Below are 20854 nucleotides of genomic sequence, written 5' to 3' on the forward strand. Positions count from 1 at the left end.
CCCCTATCGCGTTGGAACGGGCGTGTCGCCACGGTAATCGTAAAACCCGCGCTGGGTTTTTCGGCCCAGCCACCCCGCCTCCACATATTTCGTGAGCAGGGGGCAGGGACGGTATTTGGTATCCGCCAGCCCGTCATGCAGCACGTTCATGATCGCAAGGCAGGTATCAAGGCCAATGAAATCGGCCAGTTCGAGGGGCCCCATCGGATGGTTCGCGCCGAGCTTCATCGAACTGTCGATGGATTGGACATTTCCGACACCCTCGTACAGCGTGTAGACGGCCTCGTTGATCATCGGCATCAATATCCGGTTCACGATAAATCCGGGGAAGTCCTCGGCGGAGGCGGCGGTTTTATCCAGCCGGTCCACAACAGCCTTGCAGGCCGCATAGGTTTCTTCATCTGTCGCAATCCCACGGATCAGTTCAACCAGTTTCATCACGGGTACGGGGTTCATGAAATGAAAGCCCATGAACCTTTCTGGCCGGTCTGTCCGGCTGGCCAGGCGCGTGATCGAGATGGATGAGGTGTTGGAAGTGAGGATCGTGTTCGGTTTCAGATGTGGAATGAGGTCTTCGAAAATCGCCTGTTTGACGGTTTCTCGTTCAGTCGCAGCCTCGATCACCAGATCGGTCTGACCCAGATCCGTGAGTGTGGTTGTCGTGATGATCCGCCCGAGGGCGTCTTTCTGCGCGTCGGCGGAGATCTTCTCACGGCTGACTTGCCGGTCCATGTTGCGCGTCATGGTCTCCATCGCGGCAGTCAGTGTTTCCTGATTGATGTCATTCAGCATCACATCATACCCTGCCAAGGCCATGACATGCGCAATCCCATTGCCCATCTGACCCGCACCCACGATTCCAATTGATTTGATTTCCACGGAAGTCCCCTTTGTACACCGCCATTCTAGGGCTTTGGGGCAGGTAGCTGCAAGTGCAATGCGGCACAGCAGCATTGTCTAAAATTCCAGCATTAAGAAATTCTAAGGACCCGGCCTGTATACACAATCTTGGGTGAAATTAAGGGTGGGTTTATGACCTATGAAGTACTCGGGGCGGGGGCCCTGAACTACGAGCCGTGCCGGTACGGAGAATCGCGTATTCTGTTTCGCGGTCCGCAGCGGCGGCTCGACGTTCCCTATGTTGCTTTTATTGGCGGTACCGAAACATACGGTAAATTCATAAATGCGCCGTTTCCGGCCATGGTTGAAAGCCAGATCGGGGTGAACTGCGTTAATTTCGGTGTAGCGAACGCGGGCATAGATGCGTTTCTGAATGACTGTTTCGTTTTGGAAGCGGCCAACCGCGCGCAGGCGACCGTAATACAGATTATTGGTGCCCAAAACCTGTCCAACCGGTTTTATACTGTGCACCCGCGTCGGAATGATCGTTTTCTCAAAGCCTCAGCGCTTCTGGCATCGATCTATCCGGAGGTGGATTTTTCCGAGTTCCATTTCAACCGCCACATGCTTGGGATGCTGCATCAGGTATCCCATGAACGATTTGAGCTTGTGGTGGACGAGGTGCAGGCCGCGTGGACAGCACGCATGAAACTCATGTTGCGACGCATAACCGGTCGCACTGTTCTGCTTTGGTTTGCTGATCATATGCCGCCTGCGGATAACGGGCTGTTCAGCGATCCCGGGCAAGCGCCCGAGCCATTGTTTATAACACGTCCGATGATTGATGAGTTGACCGCTCATGCCACCAGCTTTGTGGAGGTCGCCGCGTCTGCACATGCGCGAGCCGCCGGCACGAAGGGGATGTCGTTTGGTGAAATGGAGACGATGGCCGCGCGAAAGATGCTGGGGCCGCAGGCCCATGGCGAGGCCGCGATGAGACTGAGCAGCGTTTTGGAAAATCTGGTATAGAAAAAGGCCGCGGCACGGATGCCACGGCCTTTCATCACGTCATGCGTGCAGGATCAGTCGAGCTTTTCGATCAATTCCGGCACTGCGGTGAACAGATCCGCGACGAGCCCGTAATCCGCCACCTGGAAGATGGGCGCTTCTTCGTCCTTGTTGATCGCCACGATGATTTTGCTGTCTTTCATACCGGCCAGATGCTGGATGGCACCGGAAATGCCCACGGCGACATAAAGCTCGGGGGCTACGACTTTTCCGGTCTGTCCCACTTGCCAGTCATTGGGTGCATAGCCGGAATCCACGGCGGCGCGGGAGGCGCCGACCGCCGCGCCAAGCTTGTCTGCCAGCTTTTCGATCAGGGCGAAATCGTCTTCGGAACCCACACCGCGACCGCCTGATACGACCACACCGGCCGAGGTCAGCTCGGGGCGGTCGCTTGCAGCAACCTTGTCCTCGACCCATTCGCTCAAGCCCGGATTTGCCGCAGCACCGATGTTCTGGACACTGGCGGAACCGCCTGTCGGGGCCGCATCGAATGTGGAGCCACGGAAGGTCAGGACCTTCTTGGCGTCGGCGGTCTTGACCGTTTGCATCGCGTTGCCTGCGTAGATCGGACGCTCGAACGTGTTGGCGTCGATGACGGCAGTTGCGTCCGAAATCACCATGACATCCAGCAAGGCCGCCACACGAGGCATGATATTCTTGGCATCCGTCGTCGCGGGCGCTGCGATGTGTTCGTAGTCACCTGCGAGCGAGACGATCAGGTCAGCAACCGGCTCTGCCAATCGCTTGCCGTAAATCGCATCCTCGGCACAGAGCACTTTGGCCACGCCCTGAATGGTCGCAGCCTCAGCCGCTGCATCCGCGCAGCTTGCCCCGGTGCAGAGCAGTGTCACATCACCCAGCGCTTGCGCTGCGGTGACGGCCTTTGCGGTCGCGTCCATTGCCAGCGCGCCATCGGTCACTTCTGCAAGAAGAAGAACGGCCATTATACTGCTCCCGATTCTTTGAGTTTGGATACCAGTTCGTCCACCGAACCGACCTTGATCCCGGCAGCCCGTTCGGCCGGTTCCTCAGTCTTGATGATTTCCAGCCGTGGCGAGACGTCCACACCATAATCCGCGGCCGTTTTCTCATCCATCGGCTTTTTCTTGGCCTTCATGATGTTGGGCAGGGAGGCATAGCGCGGCTCGTTCAGACGCAGATCAACGGTAATCACGGTTGGCATGTTGACCTTGATGGTCTGCAAGCCGCCGTCGACTTCACGGGTGACGACGGCCTTGTCGCCCTCAACCCCAATCTCGGAGGCGAATGTGGCCTGCGACCAGCCCAGCAGGGCGGCCAGCATCTGACCGGTTGCATTCATGTCATTGTCGATCGCCTGTTTGCCACAGAGCACGAGGCCAGGTTGCTCTTCTTCGACGACGGCCTTGAGGATTTTGGCAACACTGAGCGGTTCGATGTCATTGTGCACATCCTCCGCCGCGACCACCAGAATGGCGCGGTCCGCACCCATCGCTAATGCTGTGCGCAGTGTTTCCTGGCTTTGCTTGACGCCAACCGAGACGACGACAACCTCGTCGGCCTGACCTGCTTCCTTGAGCCGGATGGCCTGTTCGACGGAAATCTCGTCAAACGGGTTCATCGACATTTTCACATTTGCAAGATCAACTCCGGAACCGTCCGCTTTCACGCGCACTTTCACGTTGTAGTCGATCACGCGTTTGACAGGCACCAGTACCTTCATATGCGTCTCTCTCCTTGGTGGGGCGACTCAATCACAAGCCAACCGTTATGTCCTGTGCCGTGGTTTATCGGAGCCTGCGCCGGTGAAACAGTGTAAAATCGTCACGTTCTGTCATTGATACGCCACGTTTCGGTGTTTGTGTGGCGCACCGGTGCCCGACATCCAGCGGGGTGCGTCGATCAGCGATTTGCGCCCGGCACCCAGAGCACGTCATCCTTGCCACCATTATTGACCGTGCGCGCGGCAACAAAGAACCAATCGCTCAGCCGGTTGAGGTATTTGACGGCCGACGGGTTGATCGCCTCCATCGTGGCCAGTTCGACGCACAGGCGTTCGGCGCGACGCGAAACGGTCCGGCACACATGCAAATGCGCGGCCAGTCGCGACCCGCCCGGCAGGATGAAACTGCGCAGCGGTTCAAGGTTCTTGTTCATCGCGTCGATTTCGCTTTCCAGCCGTTCGACCTGCGCTTCGATCATCCGCAGGGGCGGATATTCCGCTTCGGCGTCCTGATCCATGTCGGGTCGGCACAGGTCCGCGCCCAGGTCAAACAGGTCGTTCTGTATGCGGCTCAGCGCTTCATCCATCTCGCCTTCGGCTTCCAGCCGGGCAACGCCGACAAAGGAATTCAACTCATCAGAGGTGCCGTAGCTCGCCACGCGCACCGCGTGTTTTGCCACCCGGGCACCATTGCCGAGCGCGGTTTCGCCCGCGTCGCCGGTCTTGGTGTAGATTTTATTCAAAACGACCATTGCCGCCTAGCTCCCCTGATTTCGAAAATAAACAAACAACACGATAAAGATCACCGCGATGAACTGCGCGCCGATCCGGTAGCGCATCAGTTTGTTCGAGTTCTTTTTGTTGAATGCGCCACCACCTGCAAAGCCGCCGAGGCCGAGGGCCAACACAATAACAACCGCCACACAAGCAATCACGGCCAGAATGAAAAACGGATCTCCCATTATATTTAGTCCTTTTTGTTTCCCCGCACGATGTAGAGGCGTCGTTGACAAAAGCGAACGCCTATTTCAGGCGTCAGCGAAATTAAATGCGCGCCAAAACGCGGTCGAGGGCGCGGGTTGGCAGAATGCGCCGCAAGGCGCCCATCAGATAGGTGGGCGTCGTTACATAGTATCGCGGTCTGGGGGTCTGCGCCTCCAACGCATGGCGCAGTTTCTTGAGCACCGCTTTGGGGGGCAGTTCAAAGGGGTCGGGGCCGCCGCTGTGATAGAGGCGTTTGTTCAGCGTGTTTTCGTATTGCGCACGCCGCAGCGAGGTTTCCCATTTGATCCAGCGTTCGAAATGCGGGATCGAATTCTGCCGGATTTTCGAGGTGACAGGCCCCGGTTCAATCAGCACCACATGAATATCCGTATCCCGCATTTCGATCCGCAGCGTATCGGTCAGGCCCTCAAGTGCGAATTTCGTCGCGTTGTATGCGCCGCGCCACGGCAGCGTCACGAAGCCAAGGACAGATGAGCATTGGATGATCCGCCCATGTCCCTGCGCGCGCATGACCGGGATCACGGCGCGCGTCAGTTCGTGCCAGCCAAAGAAATTCGCCTCGAATATGGCGCGCAATGCGTCCGTGGGCAGGTCCTCGACCGCGCCCGGCGTGCCATGCGCGCCGTTGTTGAACAGCGCGTGCAACGTCCCACCCGTCGCCGCCAGAACCTCGTCCAGCCCTTGTCGGATGGTGTCGGGTTGGGTGTAGTCGATCAGCGGGCTCTCAAACCCTTCAGCGCGCAACCGGTCGCAGTCTTCCTGCTTGCGGCACGATGCGAAAACGCGCCAGCCGGCGGTTTTGAGCCCCTGCGCCGCGCAGTAGCCGATGCCGGACGAACATCCTGTGATCAGAATCGATTTTTGCACGCGGGCTCCCTTCGTTTCAGGTCACCATGTGCCAAGATAGATTGCCAGATGCAATTCTAACCGCCCGTAAGCAGGAATTCCGCAACCCACCCCGTGGGTCCACCCTCCAGCGGGCGCAGTTCAACCCAGCCGTTGCCGGTGTCAGTGAGCACCTCGACCTCTTCCGATTGCGTCAATTGCGCGACGACATCGTATTGCGTGCCCGGACCGGAGCGCATGTTGACCCGCGTTCCTTTGACGGACCGCAGGTTTTTCTCACCGTTGATATCCGATGAGGATGCGACGATGGACGATCCGGCAAAGACATTGCGTGACGGCTCTTGCGCAGGGCTCAGCGCGGCGAGGCTGAGCGGTTCATCCTGCGCTGCCGCGAGACGTTTGACGGTAATCTCCGGTGCTGTCTCGGGGGTGTCTGCGCGCGCAACCGCCACCGGGGCGGTGACGGTGCTGATTTCGGGTTCGGCCACGACGGAGGCAAATGACACAAGGTTCAGATTGGCCCGCGTCACGGAGTCTTCGACTTCAGGTTCAGCTGAAGGGGCAGCAGCAACATAGACGGGGCCGGGCAGGGCCGCCTTGCGCGCAAGTTCGCGTTCCTGACGGGCGTCGATGATGCTTGCCCGCGCGACCTCCGGATCAAAATCCGGCCCACCACTCAGTTCATAAAACCCAAGTGCCAAAACTACAAATGACAACAGAATAAATCGTTTCATTACAACACCCAGAATCCCCACCGTGGTCTTATATCACAAATCACCGCCACAGGCCCAATAGCAATCTGCGCTGGTATTGAAGAGGGGAAATTGACCAGTCAAGGCCCCGCAGCCCGGTGCCGCCATGCAATCACAGGTGTTGTCAATCGGCGCTTGTTCCCTGCTTGTGGCCCCGCTAAACAAAGCCGATGAACGATGTCAGCGACACAAAACCGGTAGACCTTTCCGAACCATTGCGCCGCGCGCTTGGCGAGCGGTATCTGACCTATGCGCTGAGCACGATCATGCATCGTGCGCTGCCCGATGCGCGTGATGGTCTCAAGCCCGTGCATCGCCGGATCCTGTATGCGATGCGCGAATTGCGCTTGTCTTCTACCGGCGGTTTCCGCAAGTCCGCCAAGATTTCGGGCGACGTGATGGGCAACTATCACCCGCATGGGGACGCCGCGATTTACGACGCGATGGCCCGCCTCGCGCAGGATTTCAACGTCCGCTATCCGCTGGTCGACGGGCAGGGGAATTTTGGCAATATCGACGGCGATAACCCCGCCGCCAGCCGCTACACCGAAGCGCGCATGACCGCCGTTGCCGAGGCGATGCTGGAAGGGCTGAACGAGAATGCGGTCGATTTTCGTGAGAACTACGACGGCACGCTGACCGAGCCGGTGGTTTTGCCCGCGCAGTTCCCGAATTTGCTGGCGAACGGGTCCAGCGGCATCGCCGTGGGGATGGCCACCAACATCCCGCCCCACAACATCGCCGAACTGTGTGACGCCTGTATTCACCTCATCAAAACGCCCGATGCGCGCGATGACACCTTGTTGAAATATGTGCCCGGACCGGACTTCCCGACCGGTGGTGTGATCGTGGAGCCGCCGGAAAACATCGCGCAGGCCTATCGTACGGGCAAGGGCGGGTTTCGTCTGCGCTGCCGTTGGGAGGTGGAGGACCTGGGCCGGGGTCAATGGCAGATCGTGGTCACCGAAATCCCCTATCAGGTGCAGAAATCCAAGCTGATCGAAAAGATCGCGGAGCTTATTCAGACCAAGAAAATCCCGATCCTCGCGGATGTGCGTGACGAATCCGCCGATGACATCCGGATGATCATTGAGCCGCGTTCCCGGTCGGTTGATCCGGATGTGCTGATGGGGATGTTGTTTCGCAACTGCGATCTTGAGGTGCGGTTTTCGCTGAACATGAACGTGCTGATTGACGGCGTGACGCCCAAGGTTTGTTCGATGAAAGAGGTGTTGCAGGCCTTCCTTGATCATCGGCAGGAAGTCTTGCAGCGGCGCTCAACGCATCGTCTGGAAAAGATCGACCACCGTCTTGAGGTGCTTGAAGGGTTCATCATCGCCTTTCTGAACCTTGATCGCGTGATTGACATCATCCGCTATGATGACGATCCCAAGGCGGCTTTGATGGCCGAGGATTGGGGCCGCGATCACCCGCGTGCTCTCAATGAGGCGGATTATGTACCGCCAGTGTCGACGGATGATGTGACGCTGACCGAGGTGCAGGCCGAGGCCATTTTGAATATGCGGTTGCGGTCTTTGCGCCGTCTTGAGGAAATGGAACTGGTGCGTGAGCAGGAGGCCCTGATGGAAGAGCGCGCCGGGCTGGAGGACCTTTTGGAAAATCCCGGTCTGCAATGGGCCAGCATCACCGAGCAATTGCGCGCGACCAAGAAACAGTTCGGCAAGGACTGGGACGGCGGTGCGCGCCGCACCACATTCTCCGAGGCTGCGGTGATCGAAGACGTGCCCATCGAGGCGATGATCGACCGCGAGCCGATCACGGTCGTTTGCTCGCAAATGGGATGGGTGCGCGCAATGACGGGCCACATCGACCTCGGGCGGGAGTTGAAATTCAAGGATGGCGACGGGCCGCGCTTTATCTTCCATGCGGAAACCACGGATCGTTTGCTGGTGTTTGGATCGAACGGGCGGTTTTATACGGTCTCCGCCTCCAGCCTGCCGGGCGGTCGGGGCATGGGAGAGCCGCTGCGCTTGATGATTGATCTGCCCAATGAGGCGGAAATCGTCACAATTCTTACCCATGCGCCTGATCGCAAGCTGTTGGTCGCGTCCTCCGCGGGTGATGGTTTTGTCGTGCCCGAAGCAGATGTCGTGGCCCAGACCCGGACGGGCAAACAGGTGCTGAACGTGCGCGGCGATACGCGTGCGATGATCTGCAAACCGGTGAATGGGGATACAGTGGCCGTCGTCGGTGAAAACCGCAAGGTTCTGGTCTTCCCGCTTGAGGATCTGCCTGAAATGGGCCGGGGCAAAGGTGTCCGTTTGCAAAAGTACAAAGACGGCGGGCTGTCCGATGCGACGACCTTCATGCGCGCGGAAGGGCTCAGCTGGCTGGACCCGGCAGGGCGTACCCGCAGCGAAACGGACCTCGCCGAATGGACGGGAAAACGCGCCACGGCGGGCCGGATGGCGCCGCGCGGTTTCCCGCGCGACAACAAGTTCACCTAGACCGGTTCAGCCATCAACCAGACGCCGCCTTCGGGGCGCAGCGTGATGACCATCACAGGCTTTGGATCGCGGCCTTTCACCGGTGTAAAACGGAACCGTGACAGAAGCGTTGCCAGTATGATCACCGCTTCCTGCACCGCGAATGATGCACCAATACAGATGCGCGGCCCATCGCCAAACGGCAGATAGGCGTATCGTTTGATTGATTTGCGGTTCTGAAACCTGTCCGGGTCAAACTGATCCGGATTGTCCCAAAGCAGTTTGTGACGACCCAGCGCGTAGATGGGGATCATGACGGTGTCATCGGGTTGGATGTCGGCCCCGCACAGAGTGTCGCGCTTTTGCGCGGTGCGCGAGACAACCCCGGCTGGCGGGTAAAGCCGCAAGGCTTCGTCAATGATTTGACGGATGTAGGGCAGGTTCTCGACATCCGCCGTGGTTGCGGCGCGCCCCTGCAGAACCTTTTGTGCCTCAGCGCGTGCCTTGTCTTGAACCCGGCTGTCGAAGGCGCAGAGGTAAAACGACCAAGCCAGCGTCAGCGCGGTTGTTTCATGCCCTGCCACGATGAAAGTCAGGAGATTGTCACGCAATTCACTGGTGGTCATGGAGCGGCCCGATTTCGGGTCCTGTCCAGCCAGCAGCAAATCGAGCAGGTCGGGAACATCTCCCGGCCCGCGCGCGGCGCGCGCCTCGATCGCGGCATCTGCGTCCTGCTTCATCTGTGCCATTTCCGCAGATGCGGTTGTGCGACCGGGGCGCGGAATCCAATCGGGCATGCCGAGCACGTCCAGCAGTGACACCCGACCTGCATCGTTCACGTATGTCTCCAGAGCCTTATGGACGGCGTTTCGATCAAAGCTCCCGTCGTCGGAAAACGTCACCTCGGCAATCACGTCAAAAGTGGCAGTGATCATTTCGTCCAGCATGTTTACCGCCCGCGGACCTGCCTGCGCCACCCGCTGTGCCGTGCGCTCCGCCGCCGCCGTCATGACGGGCCCAAGGGCTGCGACGTTGCGGTGCGAAAACACAGGGGCCGAGGCGCGCCGTTGCCAGCGCCAATGCGCGCCTTCGGCGATAAACAGCGATTCACCAATGGCCGGGCGCAGCAGGTTTTTCGTCACGGTCGATTTCGGATAGTCCTCGACACGGTCCAGCAGAATCTGCTGGATCGCTCCCGGGTCCATCACCATATGCCAGCGCTTTGCCGTCTTGCCGGAAATGACGGGTTCTTCAGTCGCCTGTTCGGGAATGATGTTGAGCACATTCTCGCGCATCATCTGCCAGCTTTTCAGAATGCCGACAGGCTCGGTCGCCAGCGGGATACGCACCGGCGTGCGATTGTCATCTGTAAATGCGTCCTTTGCCATTTGCGCACTCCTTGCCTGACCGGTGAATTAGCGCGCAGCGGCAATGCGTCCAACCTATGCCAAGTTGCGACTTCTGCTGCATTGGTTTAGGCGTTGGGACGCTGAGGTTTTGGGGTTTTCGCGATGATAAATCGGATCTGTATGGTGATTGCATTGGTGCTGCTGGCGGCCTGCACCTATCCCGAAGACTTGAACGATCCCCCCGTGGATCTGGGCAACTTCCGGCTTGAACATAACATCGTGGTTGCGCCGCTCGCCGAAACCTCCACCGCCATAAGCCGTTCGGTGACCGAGGAACAACTGACCACGGCGCTGCGTGATGCCATTGCCGCGCGCTTTGATCGCTATGAGGGCAGCAAACGGTATCATCTGGGCGTCAGCATCGAAGGCTATATTCTGGCGCGCGCGGGCGTGCCGGTCGTGGCTGCGCCCAAATCCGCGATGATCATCCGCGTCACCGTCTGGGACGATGCGCAGGCCAAAAAGCTGAACGTGCCGCCCGAACAGATGACGATTCTGGAGAACATCGACGGTGAAAGCCTGATTGGCACCGGTTGGACGCAGTCGGCGGAAAAGCAACTGGAAGGGCTGGCCCGAAATGCGGCCAAATCCATCGAGAACTTTCTTGTGCGTGAAAACGAAGACAAAGGCTGGTTCAAGGATGATGGCGCGCAGGGCGATGTGGTCGAGGATCAAGCGGACGGCGGTCTTTTGCGAGACGTTCAGAGCGGGGCGTCGCAAACCGAGGGGTAAATCGGCACAAGTCGCGCTTGATTTTCCCGTCAGTTCGCAATACATCGCCCGCGTTACCAAATGGACCGGGTCGCAGATCGTGACCCTCTGACAACAAAAGGGCGCCACGATCATGGCAAAGGCAAAGTTTGAACGTAATAAACCGCATGTTAACATTGGCACGATTGGTCACGTTGACCACGGCAAGACGACGCTGACGGCTGCGATTACGAAGTATTTCGGTGATTTTCAGGCGTATGACCAGATTGACGGCGCGCCTGAGGAGAAAGCGCGCGGGATCACGATTTCGACCGCGCATGTGGAATACGAGACGGAAAACCGTCACTACGCGCATGTGGATTGCCCCGGTCACGCGGACTACGTCAAGAACATGATCACCGGTGCGGCGCAGATGGACGGCGCGATCCTGGTTGTGAACGCGGCTGACGGCCCGATGCCCCAGACGCGCGAGCACATCCTGCTGGGTCGCCAGGTTGGCATCCCGACGATGGTTGTCTTCATGAACAAGGTCGATCAGGTCGATGACGAGGAACTGCTTGAGCTGGTCGAGATGGAAATCCGCGAGCTGCTGTCCTCCTACGACTACCCCGGCGACGACATTCCCGTGATCCCCGGCTCCGCGCTGGCGGCGATGGAAGGGCGTGATCCCGAGATCGGTGAAGAGGCGATCAAGAAGCTGATGGCGGCTGTGGATGAGTTCATCCCGACGCCTGAGCGTGCGATTGACCAGCCGTTCCTGATGCCGGTTGAGGACGTCTTCTCGATCTCCGGTCGTGGTACTGTTGTGACGGGCCGTGTTGAGCGTGGCGTGATCAACGTGGGCGACAACATCGAGATCGTGGGGATCAAGGACACCCAGAGCACAACATGTACGGGTGTTGAGATGTTCCGCAAGCTGCTGGATCGCGGTGAGGCGGGCGACAACATCGGCGCGCTGCTGCGTGGTATTGACCGTGAGGCGGTTGAGCGTGGCCAGGTTCTGTGCAAGCCGGGGTCGGTCAAGCCACACACGAAGTTCGAGGCCGAAGCCTATATCCTGACCAAGGACGAAGGTGGCCGCCACACGCCGTTCTTTGCGAACTACCGCCCGCAGTTCTACTTCCGCACAACGGACGTGACGGGCACGGTTCAGCTGGCGGAAGGCACCGAGATGGTCATGCCGGGCGACAACGTGTCCTTTGGCGTTGAACTGATCGCACCGATCGCGATGGAGCAGGGCCTGCGCTTTGCGATCCGCGAAGGCGGCCGCACCGTCGGCGCCGGCGTCGTGTCGAAGATTACGGAGTAATCCCGAGACGCGCCCTCAAAAGCGTGTCGAAGATTACGGAGTAATCCCGAGACGCGCCCCCAAAAGCGTGTCGAAGATTACGGAGTAATCCCGAGACGCGCCCTCAAAAGCGTGTCGAAGATTACGTAGCAATCCCGAGACGCGCCCCGCTGCGCGAGGTTCTTGTCTACGAAAGGCCCCGCGTGTCGTGGCAACCGGTAACAACAAAAGCCGCAGTGATATCACTGCGGCTTTGCTGATTTAGATGCGCTGCAAGACTGCGGAGCAAACTGGACATCTGGACTGCCGTTACGGCATTCCAATCACCCAGCAGCTCGTTTTATTCGCGGTTTGGCTGTGGCACTGGCTTTATTCCGCGGCTTGCGCGATGTCCCTGTGCACGATCTCCGTTCCCAGCAGCACCAGATACTCGCGGATAAAGGCCGCAAGCGCTGTCCAGCCTTCTGCGGTCACAAGGTTGCCGTCGCGCAAGGCGGCTTTGGGTCCGATTTTGACATAGGTGGCATCGGTCAAGGCAACCTCCGGCTCGACTGTGAACAAACCCGAGACCTTCTTGCCCGCGATAACTTCCGGCACGGCGATGAGGACCTGTAGCCCATGGCAGATCGAGGCGATGGGTTTGTCGTCGCGATGAAACTCGCGCACGATTTCCCGGACTCTGGGATAGGTCCGGATATACTCCGGGCCACGTCCGCCGGCAATGTAGACGGAATCGTAATCGGATGTATCCACCTGATCAAAATCTACATCGACCTCGATGCCATGGCCCTTGTGCTCCGTCCAGGTCATGACGCCCGGGCCGAAGTCATGCACGCTGGTCGTTACGCGATCCCCTTTCTTCGTTTCGGGACAGATGATGTGGACGGTGTGCCCGACCGCTTCCATGGCCTGCTGAACAACAAATATCTCGTATTCCTCGGAATACTCACCGATGAGCATCAGGATTCTCTTACCGTTCATTCTGTGTCCTCCCCTGGAATGTGAACGCAAAGCATGGCGCCTTCCACGCACAGCCTAGCAATCAAACTGACAGCGCACCAGACGGCACCTTTTTGCCCTGCATTGGCTGGAGCGTTGTGGTCATCCTGTGTATTTTCGCGCCGCGCCTTGGCCAATTGGCCGCCTGCGCGCGGGGCCGCAAACAAAAGGCGTGGATTCATGTCAAACCCCATTGCCTTTTGCGGCGACTCCGCCTAAACGGCGCTAACTTCATGGGGGTTCGGTCTGCCGAGCCCCTGCGGGGTTATTTAAAAGACGCGATGAGGGTGTACGATGAGCGTATATCCTCCAATCCGTTAAGATCCCCAATTCAAGGGATATGCATATGGCTCAGAGCCAAAACATCCGTATTCGCCTGAAGGCGTTTGATTACCGGGTGCTGGATACATCCACACAAGAGATCGTGAATACCGCAAAGCGGACCGGTGCTTCTGTGCGTGGACCCATCCCACTGCCCAACAAGATCGAAAAATTCACCGTTCTGCGTGGTCCCCACGTTGACAAGAAATCCCGTGATCAGTTCGAGATCCGCACGCACAAGCGCTTGCTGGACATCGTTGACCCGACCCCCCAGACCGTGGACGCGCTCATGAAGCTCGACCTGGCCGCTGGTGTGGACGTCGAGATCAAACTGCAGTCATAAGCCACAGGAGGGTAATTATCATGTTGCGCTCAGGCGTTATTGCAAAAAAGGTCGGGATGACCCGGCTGTTCATGGAAGACGGGAAGCAGATCCCTGTGACCGTTCTTCAACTCGACAAGCTGCAGGTTGTGGCTCAGCGGACCTCCGAGAAGGATGGCTATTCAGCGGTTCAGCTTGGTGCCGGTACAGCCAAGGCCAAGCGGACATCGCAGGCCATGCGCGGCCACTTCGCAGCGGCGAAGGTGGAACCCAAGCGCAAGGTTGCTGAATTCCGCGTGGATCCCGAGAACCTGATCGGTGTCGGCGAAGAGATCACCGCCAACCATTACTTTGAAGGGCAGTTCGTCGATGTGGCGGGCACCTCGATCGGTAAGGGTTTTGCCGGTGCGATGAAGCGCCACAACTTTGGTGGTTTGCGCGCGTCCCACGGTGTGTCGATCTCGCACCGCTCGCACGGCTCCACAGGGCAGTGTCAGGACCCGGGCAAGGTTTTCAAGGGCAAGAAAATGGCCGGTCATATGGGGGCTGCCCGTGTGACAACGCAAAACCTTCAGGTTGTGCGCACAGATGCCAACCGTGGTCTTATCATGGTCAAAGGCGCTGTTCCCGGTTCCAAAGGTGGATGGGTGACAGTCAAGGATGCGGTTAAAAAGCCGTTCCCTGAAAACGCCATTCTGCCCGCTGCGCTGAAATCCGCAGCCGAAGAAGCTGAGAAAGCCGCCGAAGCTGCTGCTGCCGCCGCCGCCGCCGAAGCAGAAGCCGCCGCAGCTGCCGCAGCCGCCGAAGAACAGGCCGCGATGGAAGCCGCAGAAGCCGCCGAAGCCAAGACCGATACGGTGGCCGAAGCAGAAGCTGCAGAAAAGAAAGAAGGTGACGCATGAAACTCGATGTCATCAAACTTGACGGTGCCAAAGCCGGGTCTGTAGACCTCGACGAAGCGCTGTTCGGTCTGGAACCACGTGCCGACATCCTGCACCGCGTCGTACGCTGGCAGCGTAACAACGCGCAGGCAGGGACGCATAAGGTCAAGACCCGGTCCGAAGTCAACTACTCCACCAAGAAGATCTATCGTCAGAAAGGCACCGGCGGCGCACGCCACGGCGCGCGTTCCGCACCGATCTTCCGTGGTGGTGGTGTCTACAAAGGCCCGAAGGTGCGCAGCCACGGTCACGAGCTGACCAAGAAGTTCCGCAAACTGGGTCTGTGCCATGCTTTGTCCGCAAAGATGAAAGCGGGCGAGCTGGTCATCATTGACGAAGTGTCTTCTGATGGGAAAACCGCCGCTCTGGCCAAACAGGTTGCAAACCTCGGCTGGAAACGCGCGCTGATCATCGACGGTGCGACAGTCAACGAGACTTTTGCCCAAGCCGCGCGCAACATTGACGGTCTGGATATCCTGCCGACAATGGGCGCAAACGTATATGACATCCTCAAGCGTGACACTCTCGTGATCACGAAGGCGGGCGTCGAAGCACTGGAGGCCCGTTTGAAATGAGCGCCAAAGCTGAACACTACGATGTGATCCGCAAGCCGATCATCACAGAGAAGGCAACCATGACGTCCGAAAACGGCGCGGTTGTGTTCGAAGTGGCGATCGACAGCAATAAACCCCAGATCAAGGAAGCGGTCGAAGCGCTCTTTGGTGTGAAGGTCAAAGCGGTCAACACCACGATCACCAAAGGCAAAGTCAAGCGCTTCCGTGGCCAGCTTGGCAAACGCAAGGACGTGAAAAAAGCCTATGTCACGCTGGAAGCCGGCAACACGATTGACGTGTCCACCGGTCTCTGATCAGAGCGTATTATGAATACCGAAAGGCCCCTGTGCACGCAGGGGCTTTTTCTTGTGGTGCATCGGCTTTGTTGTCGAGGTGGCGGCCAAGGCCAAGCAGCCTTTGATGCGGAAACCGCTTGCTATCTGCTGAAATGCCCTGTAGGCGGCAGAGGCGACGTTGATCTATCTATCGAAATTCTGCTCCTCACGGCCCAGTCATACGATCTTTCAGGGACTTAGCCGAGCTGCCGCATAATGTGGGCAGCGTTAATTTTAGGAGTACGACGATGGCTACTGGCACCGTCAAATGGTTTAACGCAACTAAAGGTTTTGGTTTTATCGCCCCCGATGGCGGCAGCAAAGATGTGTTTGTACACATTTCTGCGGTGGAGCGGGCGGGCCTTACAGGTCTGAACGATGACCAGAAAGTAACATTCGACATCGAAGCAGGCCGCGACGGCCGCGAAAGCGCGTCGAACCTCGCCTTGGCGTAAGCCTTTCCCTCCGGGGACCGAATTTTGACAAGGGCGGATCCAAGGGGTCCGCCCTTTTTCGTTTTGGGTCATGTGCTGTGGACGACGTTTTAACCGTCCTGTTGCGGACAGGGTCGCGACATAAATCACGCGCCATGATTGAATGTAGGCGGCTGCGCGTTAGTTTGTTACACTGAAGCAGAACTGATGGAGAACGGCGTCTTGCGCATTGATCTGCCTTTGAGAACGATCTGTTGCGCTCTTGTGTTTTGCGCCACCAGCTCTGTTGGTCTCGCGCAGGACCGCGCCGGGTGGCGCGCCCAGCTTGAGGCGCTCACCGTGTTCCAAGGGGATACGGACCTCAGCAAAGGCGGCAGCTTTTCGTCATCCCGCACGTTTGTGCGCGGCAGTTCCATATACAGTTTTGACAACGACACATCTGTTGGGGTCTCCGCCAGCTTTGGGCTGTTCGACTATGATTTTGGCGATGCGGCGCAACGACCATGGGATGATATTCAGGACATCCGCCTGTCGATCCCCACGCGGTTTCGCGCCAGTGAAACGGCAACCGTGTTCCTGTCGCCTCAGGTCCGGTGGGATTATGAGAGCGGGGCCGACAGGTCGGACAGCACGACCTACGGCATTTTCGGCGGCGTGGCATGGACGATCAGTGATAGCCTTACGATTGGCCCGGCCTTTGGCGCCTATAGTCAGTTGGAAGAAAGTGGTGCCGATGTGTTTCCGGCGATTCTGGTTGATTGGGACATCACCAAGCGCTGGAACCTGAACACGGGCGCGGGCCTTGGTGCGACGGGCGGTCCGGGGCTGACCCTGGGATATAAGCTGAGCGATACGTCGCAGCTTTCCCTGTCCGCGCGTTCTGAAAGCGTGCGCTTTCGGCTTGATGACAAGGGCCTTGCACCAGATGGCGTGGGCGAGGACGAAAGCATCCCTGTCGTGATCTCCTACCAGTACAACCCCAACCCCGGCCTGTCGCTCAGCGCCTTTGTGGGGGCAGAATTTGACGGGCGGCTCAGGCTGGATGACGCCTCGGGCAATCAAATCAGCAGCCAATCCTACGACACAGCCCCGCTTGGCGGTCTCGCCGTGCGGTTCAGGTTCTGATCGGATTTTCCATGTATGGACAGGTCGGATTATGGGCCATATCGGTCAGCTTGACCGCCACACTACCAAATTAGTCGTCTTATTGCCCGACACCGGAAAAGGTCGCGACGGTACGTGATCAGAGCGTTGGTGACTTGCCTAAAGCACCAATTATCGCGCGACGCTCCGGGTCAGTCAGCGGAGCGATCCCAAAGCGTCATGCGGAAAATCCGAGCCACGTAACGCTGCTCGAAATCAAAGATTTCAACGCGTCACGTGATGCCTAGTGTTTCAGGTGTTTCGTCAGACGCTTCAGCCCCTATTTTACCGTGACAGTAATGCAGCCCGAGAGGGTCTCACCTTCGAACTTGCTGCTCCGGTTGATGGTGCAGAAACGGTCTTTGCCGGTAAAGCCCGCTTCGGGTGTATAAACGATACCCGAAGATGATAGCGTTATGGTGCCGGATTTGGGTGCGCGCCGCAGGCTGACTTCATTTGCAGGTGTGCGCGTATTTCCATTGTTTGAATAGAAGCTGGCAAAAGGAATTGCGCATCTTTGCGCACCCGCCGCCATTTCGTAGCTGCCTTTACCATTTCCACCGGCCCAACCACGGCCCAATGACCCGTCGCAGGATGCCAATGCTGCTGTCGAGCCAGCGAAAACAAAGGCCGTTGCGATCACAATTGATCTGTATTTTGACATGGGGAGCATACCTTTCAATAACAGTTTGAATAAAGCGGGAGACAGTAAGCGTTTCAGCGGTCTTTGTCTGATGACTGTCTTTCCGGACGAGCATTTATGCCATTAGCCTATCATGACGTCGGTATACCGCAAAGCGCAGTTATGCGGCCTTGACGCACCCACAACAACGGCATATCAGACCTCCAGCAAGGCAGCCCCGGATTCGTCCGGGGCTTCGTTGTTGTTCGAAAGGACATCTAAATCGGGCACCTACGGGGGCCTTCATACCATCGCCGGGGCAACCCGGCGCATAGCAAAACGGAAGACAGACAACATGGCACTCAAGTCGTATAAACCGACGACGCCGGGCCAGCGTGGGCTGGTACTGATCGACCGTTCGGAGCTCTGGAAAGGCCGCCCGGTCAAAGCCCTCACAGAAGGCTTGTCCAAACATGGCGGACGGAACAACACCGGACGGATCACGATGCGTCGCAAAGGCGGTGGGGCAAAGCGCCTTTACCGTATCGTAGATTTCAAACGGAACAAGATGGATGTGGCGGCCACGGTCGAGCGCATCGAATATGACCCCAACCGCACAGCCTTCATCGCGCTTGTCAAATACGAAGACGGCGAGCAGGCCTACATCCTGGCTCCTCAGCGTCTGGCCGTGGGTGACACTGTGGTTGCGTCGCAAAAAGCGGACATCAAGCCCGGTAACGCGATGCCCTTCTCTGGCATGCCGATCGGGACGATCATCCACAACATCGAGATGAAGCCCGGCAAAGGCGGCCAGATCGCCCGTGCTGCGGGCACATATGCCCAGTTTGTGGGCCGTGATGGCGGCTACGCTCAGATCCGTCTGAGCAGCGGCGAATTGCGTCTCGTACGTCAGGAATGCATGGCCACCGTTGGTGCCGTGTCCAACCCCGACAACTCCAACCAGAACTACGGTAAAGCGGGCCGCATGCGTCACAAGGGCGTTCGTCCTTCTGTGCGTGGTGTCGTGATGAACCCGATCGACCACCCACATGGTGGTGGTGAAGGCCGGACCTCTGGTGGTCGTCACCCGGTTACCCCTTGGGGCAAGCCGACAAAGGGTGCAAAAACCCGGAACAAGAAAAAAGCGTCCAGCCAGCTGATCATCCGCTCGCGTCACGCCAAGAAGAAGGGGCGTTAAAATATGTCTCGTTCAGTATGGAAAGGTCCTTTTGTCGACAGTTATGTGTTGAAAAAGGCCGAAGCGTCCCGCGAGAGCGGTCGCAACGAAGTGATCAAGATCTGGTCGCGCCGCTCGACAATCCTGCCCCAGTTCGTGGGCCTGACGTTTGGCGTATACAACGGCCGCAAACATATCCCGGTCAACATCACCGAGGACATGATTGGTCAGAAGTTTGGTGAATATTCACCGACGCGGACCTACTACGGTCACGCGGCTGACAAGAAGGCGAAACGCAAATGAGCAAGGATAAAAATCCCCGCCGCGTGGCTGACAACGAAGCGATGGCAAAACTGCGCATGCTTCGCACAAGCCCGCAAAAGCTGAACCTTGTTGCAGGTCTTATCCGCGGCAAGAAAGTGGAACAGGCGTTGACGGATCTGACGTTCTCCAAGAAGCGGATCGCGCATGACGTGAAGAAATGCCTTCAGTCCGCGATTGCCAATGGTGAAAACAACCACAACCTTGATGTGGACGAGCTGATCGTGGCAGAGGCCTATGTCGGGAAAAACCTGACGATGAAACGTGGCCGCCCGCGGGCACGTGGTCGTTTTGGCAAGATCATCAAGCCGTTTTCGGAAATCACGATCGTCGTGCGCCAAGTTGAGGAGCAAGCCTAATGGGTAACAAAGTCAATCCGATTGGCATGCGCCTGCAGGTGAACCGCACCTGGGACAGCCGCTGGTATGCCGACACGAAAGATTACGGGGACCTTCTGCTGGAAGACCTCGCGATCCGTGATTTCATCAAGAAAGAGTGTCATCAGGCCGGTGTGGCCCGTGTGATCATCGAACGTCCGCACAAGAAGTGCCGCGTCACGATCCACACAGCACGCCCCGGTGTCATCATCGGTAAAAAGGGTGCGGACATCGAAGGTCTGCGCCAGAAGATCGCCAAGATGACTGCAAGCGAGTTGCACCTCAACATCGTTGAAGTGCGCAAGCCTGAGCTGGACGCGGCGCTTGTCGGTGAAAGCATTGCGCAGCAGCTGGAACGCCGGGTGTCTTTCCGTCGTGCCATGAAGCGCGCCGTGCAGAACGCCATGCGTATGGGTGCCTTGGGCATCCGTGTGAATGTCGCCGGTCGTCTGGGCGGCGCGGAAATCGCGCGGACCGAATGGTATCGTGAGGGCCGCGTGCCTTTGCACACGCTGCGCGCGGACATCGATTACGCACATGTGGAAGCGGCAACTGCCTATGGTATCATCGGGATCAAGACATGGATCTTCAAAGGTGAGATCATGGAGCACGACCCGGCTGCACGTGACCGTAAAGCACAGGAACTCCAGGATGGCCCTGCACCGCGTGGTGCTGGCGGTCGTCGCTAAGGGGGAATGACAGATGCTACAACCAAAACGCACTAAATTCCGCAAACAGTTCAAGGGCTCGATTAAGGGTCTGGCAAAGGGCGGGTCTGACCTGAACTTTGGCACCTACGGTCTGAAAGCGATTGAGCCGGAGCGGATCACTGCACGTCAAATCGAAGCGGCACGCCGCGCGATGACACGTCACATGAAACGTCAGGGTCGTGTCTGGATCCGCATTTTTCCGGACGTGCCGGTCACTGCCAAACCTATCGAAGTTCGGATGGGTAAAGGTAAGGGTTCGGTCGACCGTTGGGCGGCCAAGGTCAAGCCGGGTCGCGTGATGTTCGAAATCGACGGTGTGAACGATGACGTCGCACGTGAGGCGCTGCGCCTTGCCGCGATGAAACTGCCGATCAAGACGCGTGTTGTCGTCCGCGAGGACTGGTAAGCGCGGGATTGACCGACGATGGCATCCCGCCTCTGCGTCGAAAATAATGCAGAGGTTTCAGAGTTTTAAAGGACCCGGCGGAACACTCCGTCGGGTCGTTTTTTACTTCCGGGTCTGGCGTGCG

25 protein-coding genes are annotated in these 20854 nt (G+C 58.2%); 15 read left to right on the forward strand and 10 right to left on the reverse strand.

Features of this window, described 5'->3' with window-relative positions:
• Nucleotides 1-3: 3 nt before the first annotated feature.
• A complete protein-coding gene (locus tag RD1_RS06400; protein WP_011567645.1) occupies nucleotides 4-879 on the reverse strand; it encodes a 3-hydroxybutyryl-CoA dehydrogenase in 876 nt (291 codons plus the stop codon).
• Nucleotides 880-1032: 153 nt separating this feature from the next.
• Here RD1_RS06400 and RD1_RS06405 point away from each other — a divergent pair, with 153 nt between their 5' ends.
• Nucleotides 1033-1869, forward strand: a complete 837-nt coding sequence (locus RD1_RS06405; RefSeq protein WP_011567646.1) for a DUF6473 family protein — start codon at nucleotides 1033-1035, stop codon at nucleotides 1867-1869.
• A 53-nt stretch (nucleotides 1870-1922) separates the two neighbouring features.
• Here RD1_RS06405 and RD1_RS06410 read toward each other — a convergent pair whose 3' ends face one another.
• From RD1_RS06410 to RD1_RS06435, 6 genes are all read right to left on the reverse strand, one after another.
• Entirely contained in the window at nucleotides 1923-2852 is a 930-nt protein-coding gene (locus RD1_RS06410) for an electron transfer flavoprotein subunit alpha/FixB family protein (protein ID WP_011567647.1), read from the reverse strand.
• Complete coding sequence (locus tag RD1_RS06415; protein ID WP_011567648.1) at nucleotides 2852-3610, reverse strand: electron transfer flavoprotein subunit beta/FixA family protein; 759 nt, start codon at nucleotides 3608-3610, stop codon at nucleotides 2852-2854. Before RD1_RS06415 ends, RD1_RS06410 begins: the two co-directional genes overlap by 1 nt.
• 179 nt (nucleotides 3611-3789) lie before the next feature.
• Nucleotides 3790-4362 carry a cob(I)yrinic acid a,c-diamide adenosyltransferase gene (locus RD1_RS06420; protein WP_011567649.1) on the reverse strand — a complete coding sequence of 191 codons (573 nt, stop codon included), beginning with the start codon at nucleotides 4360-4362 and terminating at the stop codon, nucleotides 3790-3792.
• A 6-nt stretch (nucleotides 4363-4368) separates the two neighbouring features.
• Complete coding sequence (locus RD1_RS06425; protein ID WP_044032987.1) at nucleotides 4369-4572, reverse strand: twin transmembrane helix small protein; 204 nt, start codon at nucleotides 4570-4572, stop codon at nucleotides 4369-4371.
• 82 nt (nucleotides 4573-4654) lie between these two features.
• Complete coding sequence (locus RD1_RS06430) at nucleotides 4655-5482, reverse strand: SDR family oxidoreductase (RefSeq protein WP_011567651.1); 828 nt, start codon at nucleotides 5480-5482, stop codon at nucleotides 4655-4657.
• 56 nt (nucleotides 5483-5538) lie between these two features.
• Nucleotides 5539-6195, reverse strand: coding sequence for an SH3 domain-containing protein (locus RD1_RS06435; protein ID WP_011567652.1), 657 nt, complete (start codon nucleotides 6193-6195; stop codon nucleotides 5539-5541).
• Nucleotides 6196-6383: 188 nt separating this feature from the next.
• Between RD1_RS06435 and RD1_RS06440 the strand changes: the two genes are divergently transcribed.
• Nucleotides 6384-8681 (forward strand): DNA topoisomerase IV subunit A, encoded by a 2298-nt coding sequence (locus tag RD1_RS06440; RefSeq protein ID WP_011567653.1) that lies wholly within the window; start codon nucleotides 6384-6386, stop codon nucleotides 8679-8681.
• Here RD1_RS06440 and RD1_RS06445 read toward each other — a convergent pair.
• Nucleotides 8678-10048: a cytochrome P450 gene (locus tag RD1_RS06445; RefSeq protein ID WP_011567654.1), complete on the reverse strand. Its 1371-nt coding sequence runs from the start codon at nucleotides 10046-10048 to the stop codon at nucleotides 8678-8680. The genes RD1_RS06440 and RD1_RS06445 overlap by 4 nt on opposite strands.
• A gap of 123 nt (nucleotides 10049-10171) precedes the next feature.
• Here RD1_RS06445 and RD1_RS06450 point away from each other — a divergent pair, with 123 nt between their 5' ends.
• Together RD1_RS06450 and tuf are read left to right on the forward strand one after the other, a co-directional pair.
• Complete coding sequence (locus RD1_RS06450; protein ID WP_011567655.1) at nucleotides 10172-10801, forward strand: hypothetical protein; 630 nt, start codon at nucleotides 10172-10174, stop codon at nucleotides 10799-10801.
• Nucleotides 10802-10913: 112 nt separating this feature from the next.
• Complete coding sequence (tuf, locus tag RD1_RS06455) at nucleotides 10914-12089, forward strand: elongation factor Tu (protein WP_011567656.1); 1176 nt, start codon at nucleotides 10914-10916, stop codon at nucleotides 12087-12089.
• A gap of 348 nt (nucleotides 12090-12437) precedes the next feature.
• On the opposite strand, the gene RD1_RS06460 is transcribed toward tuf, so the two are convergent.
• Nucleotides 12438-13049, reverse strand: coding sequence for a DJ-1/PfpI family protein (locus tag RD1_RS06460; RefSeq protein WP_011567657.1), 612 nt, complete (start codon nucleotides 13047-13049; stop codon nucleotides 12438-12440).
• A 364-nt stretch (nucleotides 13050-13413) separates the two neighbouring features.
• Between RD1_RS06460 and rpsJ the strand changes: the two genes are divergently transcribed.
• From rpsJ to RD1_RS06495, 6 genes are all read left to right on the forward strand, one after another.
• A complete protein-coding gene (rpsJ, locus tag RD1_RS06470) occupies nucleotides 13414-13731 on the forward strand; it encodes a 30S ribosomal protein S10 (protein WP_011567658.1) in 318 nt (105 codons plus the stop codon).
• Between the two features lie 20 nt (nucleotides 13732-13751).
• Nucleotides 13752-14612, forward strand: a complete 861-nt coding sequence (gene rplC, locus RD1_RS06475; protein ID WP_011567659.1) for a 50S ribosomal protein L3 — start codon at nucleotides 13752-13754, stop codon at nucleotides 14610-14612.
• The gene (rplD, locus tag RD1_RS06480) at nucleotides 14609-15226 is read left to right on the forward strand and encodes a 50S ribosomal protein L4 (RefSeq protein ID WP_011567660.1); all 618 of its coding nucleotides are present in this window, start codon (nucleotides 14609-14611) and stop codon (nucleotides 15224-15226) included. The genes rplC and rplD overlap by 4 nt, the downstream gene beginning before the upstream one ends.
• Nucleotides 15223-15519: a 50S ribosomal protein L23 gene (locus tag RD1_RS06485; RefSeq protein WP_011567661.1), complete on the forward strand. Its 297-nt coding sequence runs from the start codon at nucleotides 15223-15225 to the stop codon at nucleotides 15517-15519. Before rplD ends, RD1_RS06485 begins: the two co-directional genes overlap by 4 nt.
• A 269-nt stretch (nucleotides 15520-15788) precedes the next feature.
• A complete protein-coding gene (locus tag RD1_RS06490) occupies nucleotides 15789-15995 on the forward strand; it encodes a cold-shock protein (RefSeq protein ID WP_011567662.1) in 207 nt (68 codons plus the stop codon).
• Nucleotides 15996-16181: 186 nt separating this feature from the next.
• On the forward strand, nucleotides 16182-17099 hold the full coding sequence (locus tag RD1_RS06495) for a hypothetical protein (RefSeq protein ID WP_011567663.1): 918 nt from the start codon (nucleotides 16182-16184) through the stop codon (nucleotides 17097-17099).
• Between the two features lie 298 nt (nucleotides 17100-17397).
• Here RD1_RS06495 and RD1_RS06500 read toward each other — a convergent pair whose 3' ends face one another.
• Nucleotides 17398-17781, reverse strand: a complete 384-nt coding sequence (locus tag RD1_RS06500) for an Ig-like domain-containing protein (RefSeq protein ID WP_044032989.1) — start codon at nucleotides 17779-17781, stop codon at nucleotides 17398-17400.
• Nucleotides 17782-18094: 313 nt separating this feature from the next.
• Between RD1_RS06500 and rplB the strand changes: the two genes are divergently transcribed.
• From rplB to rplP, 5 genes are read left to right on the forward strand one after another with little or no spacing between them, the layout of a single operon-like run.
• A complete protein-coding gene (gene rplB, locus RD1_RS06505; protein ID WP_011567665.1) occupies nucleotides 18095-18937 on the forward strand; it encodes a 50S ribosomal protein L2 in 843 nt (280 codons plus the stop codon).
• A 3-nt stretch (nucleotides 18938-18940) separates the two neighbouring features.
• Nucleotides 18941-19219 (forward strand): 30S ribosomal protein S19, encoded by a 279-nt coding sequence (rpsS, locus tag RD1_RS06510; protein WP_011567666.1) that lies wholly within the window; start codon nucleotides 18941-18943, stop codon nucleotides 19217-19219.
• Entirely contained in the window at nucleotides 19216-19596 is a 381-nt protein-coding gene (gene rplV, locus RD1_RS06515; RefSeq protein WP_011567667.1) for a 50S ribosomal protein L22, read from the forward strand. Before rpsS ends, rplV begins: the two co-directional genes overlap by 4 nt.
• The gene (gene rpsC, locus RD1_RS06520) at nucleotides 19596-20303 is read left to right on the forward strand and encodes a 30S ribosomal protein S3 (protein WP_011567668.1); all 708 of its coding nucleotides are present in this window, start codon (nucleotides 19596-19598) and stop codon (nucleotides 20301-20303) included. Before rplV ends, rpsC begins: the two co-directional genes overlap by 1 nt.
• Nucleotides 20304-20316: 13 nt before the next feature.
• Nucleotides 20317-20730 (forward strand): 50S ribosomal protein L16, encoded by a 414-nt coding sequence (rplP, locus tag RD1_RS06525; protein WP_011567669.1) that lies wholly within the window; start codon nucleotides 20317-20319, stop codon nucleotides 20728-20730.
• Nucleotides 20731-20854 lie beyond the last annotated feature (124 nt).

It is taken from the genome of Roseobacter denitrificans OCh 114 (assembly GCF_000014045.1).
Taxonomy (GTDB): domain Bacteria; phylum Pseudomonadota; class Alphaproteobacteria; order Rhodobacterales; family Rhodobacteraceae; genus Roseobacter; species Roseobacter denitrificans.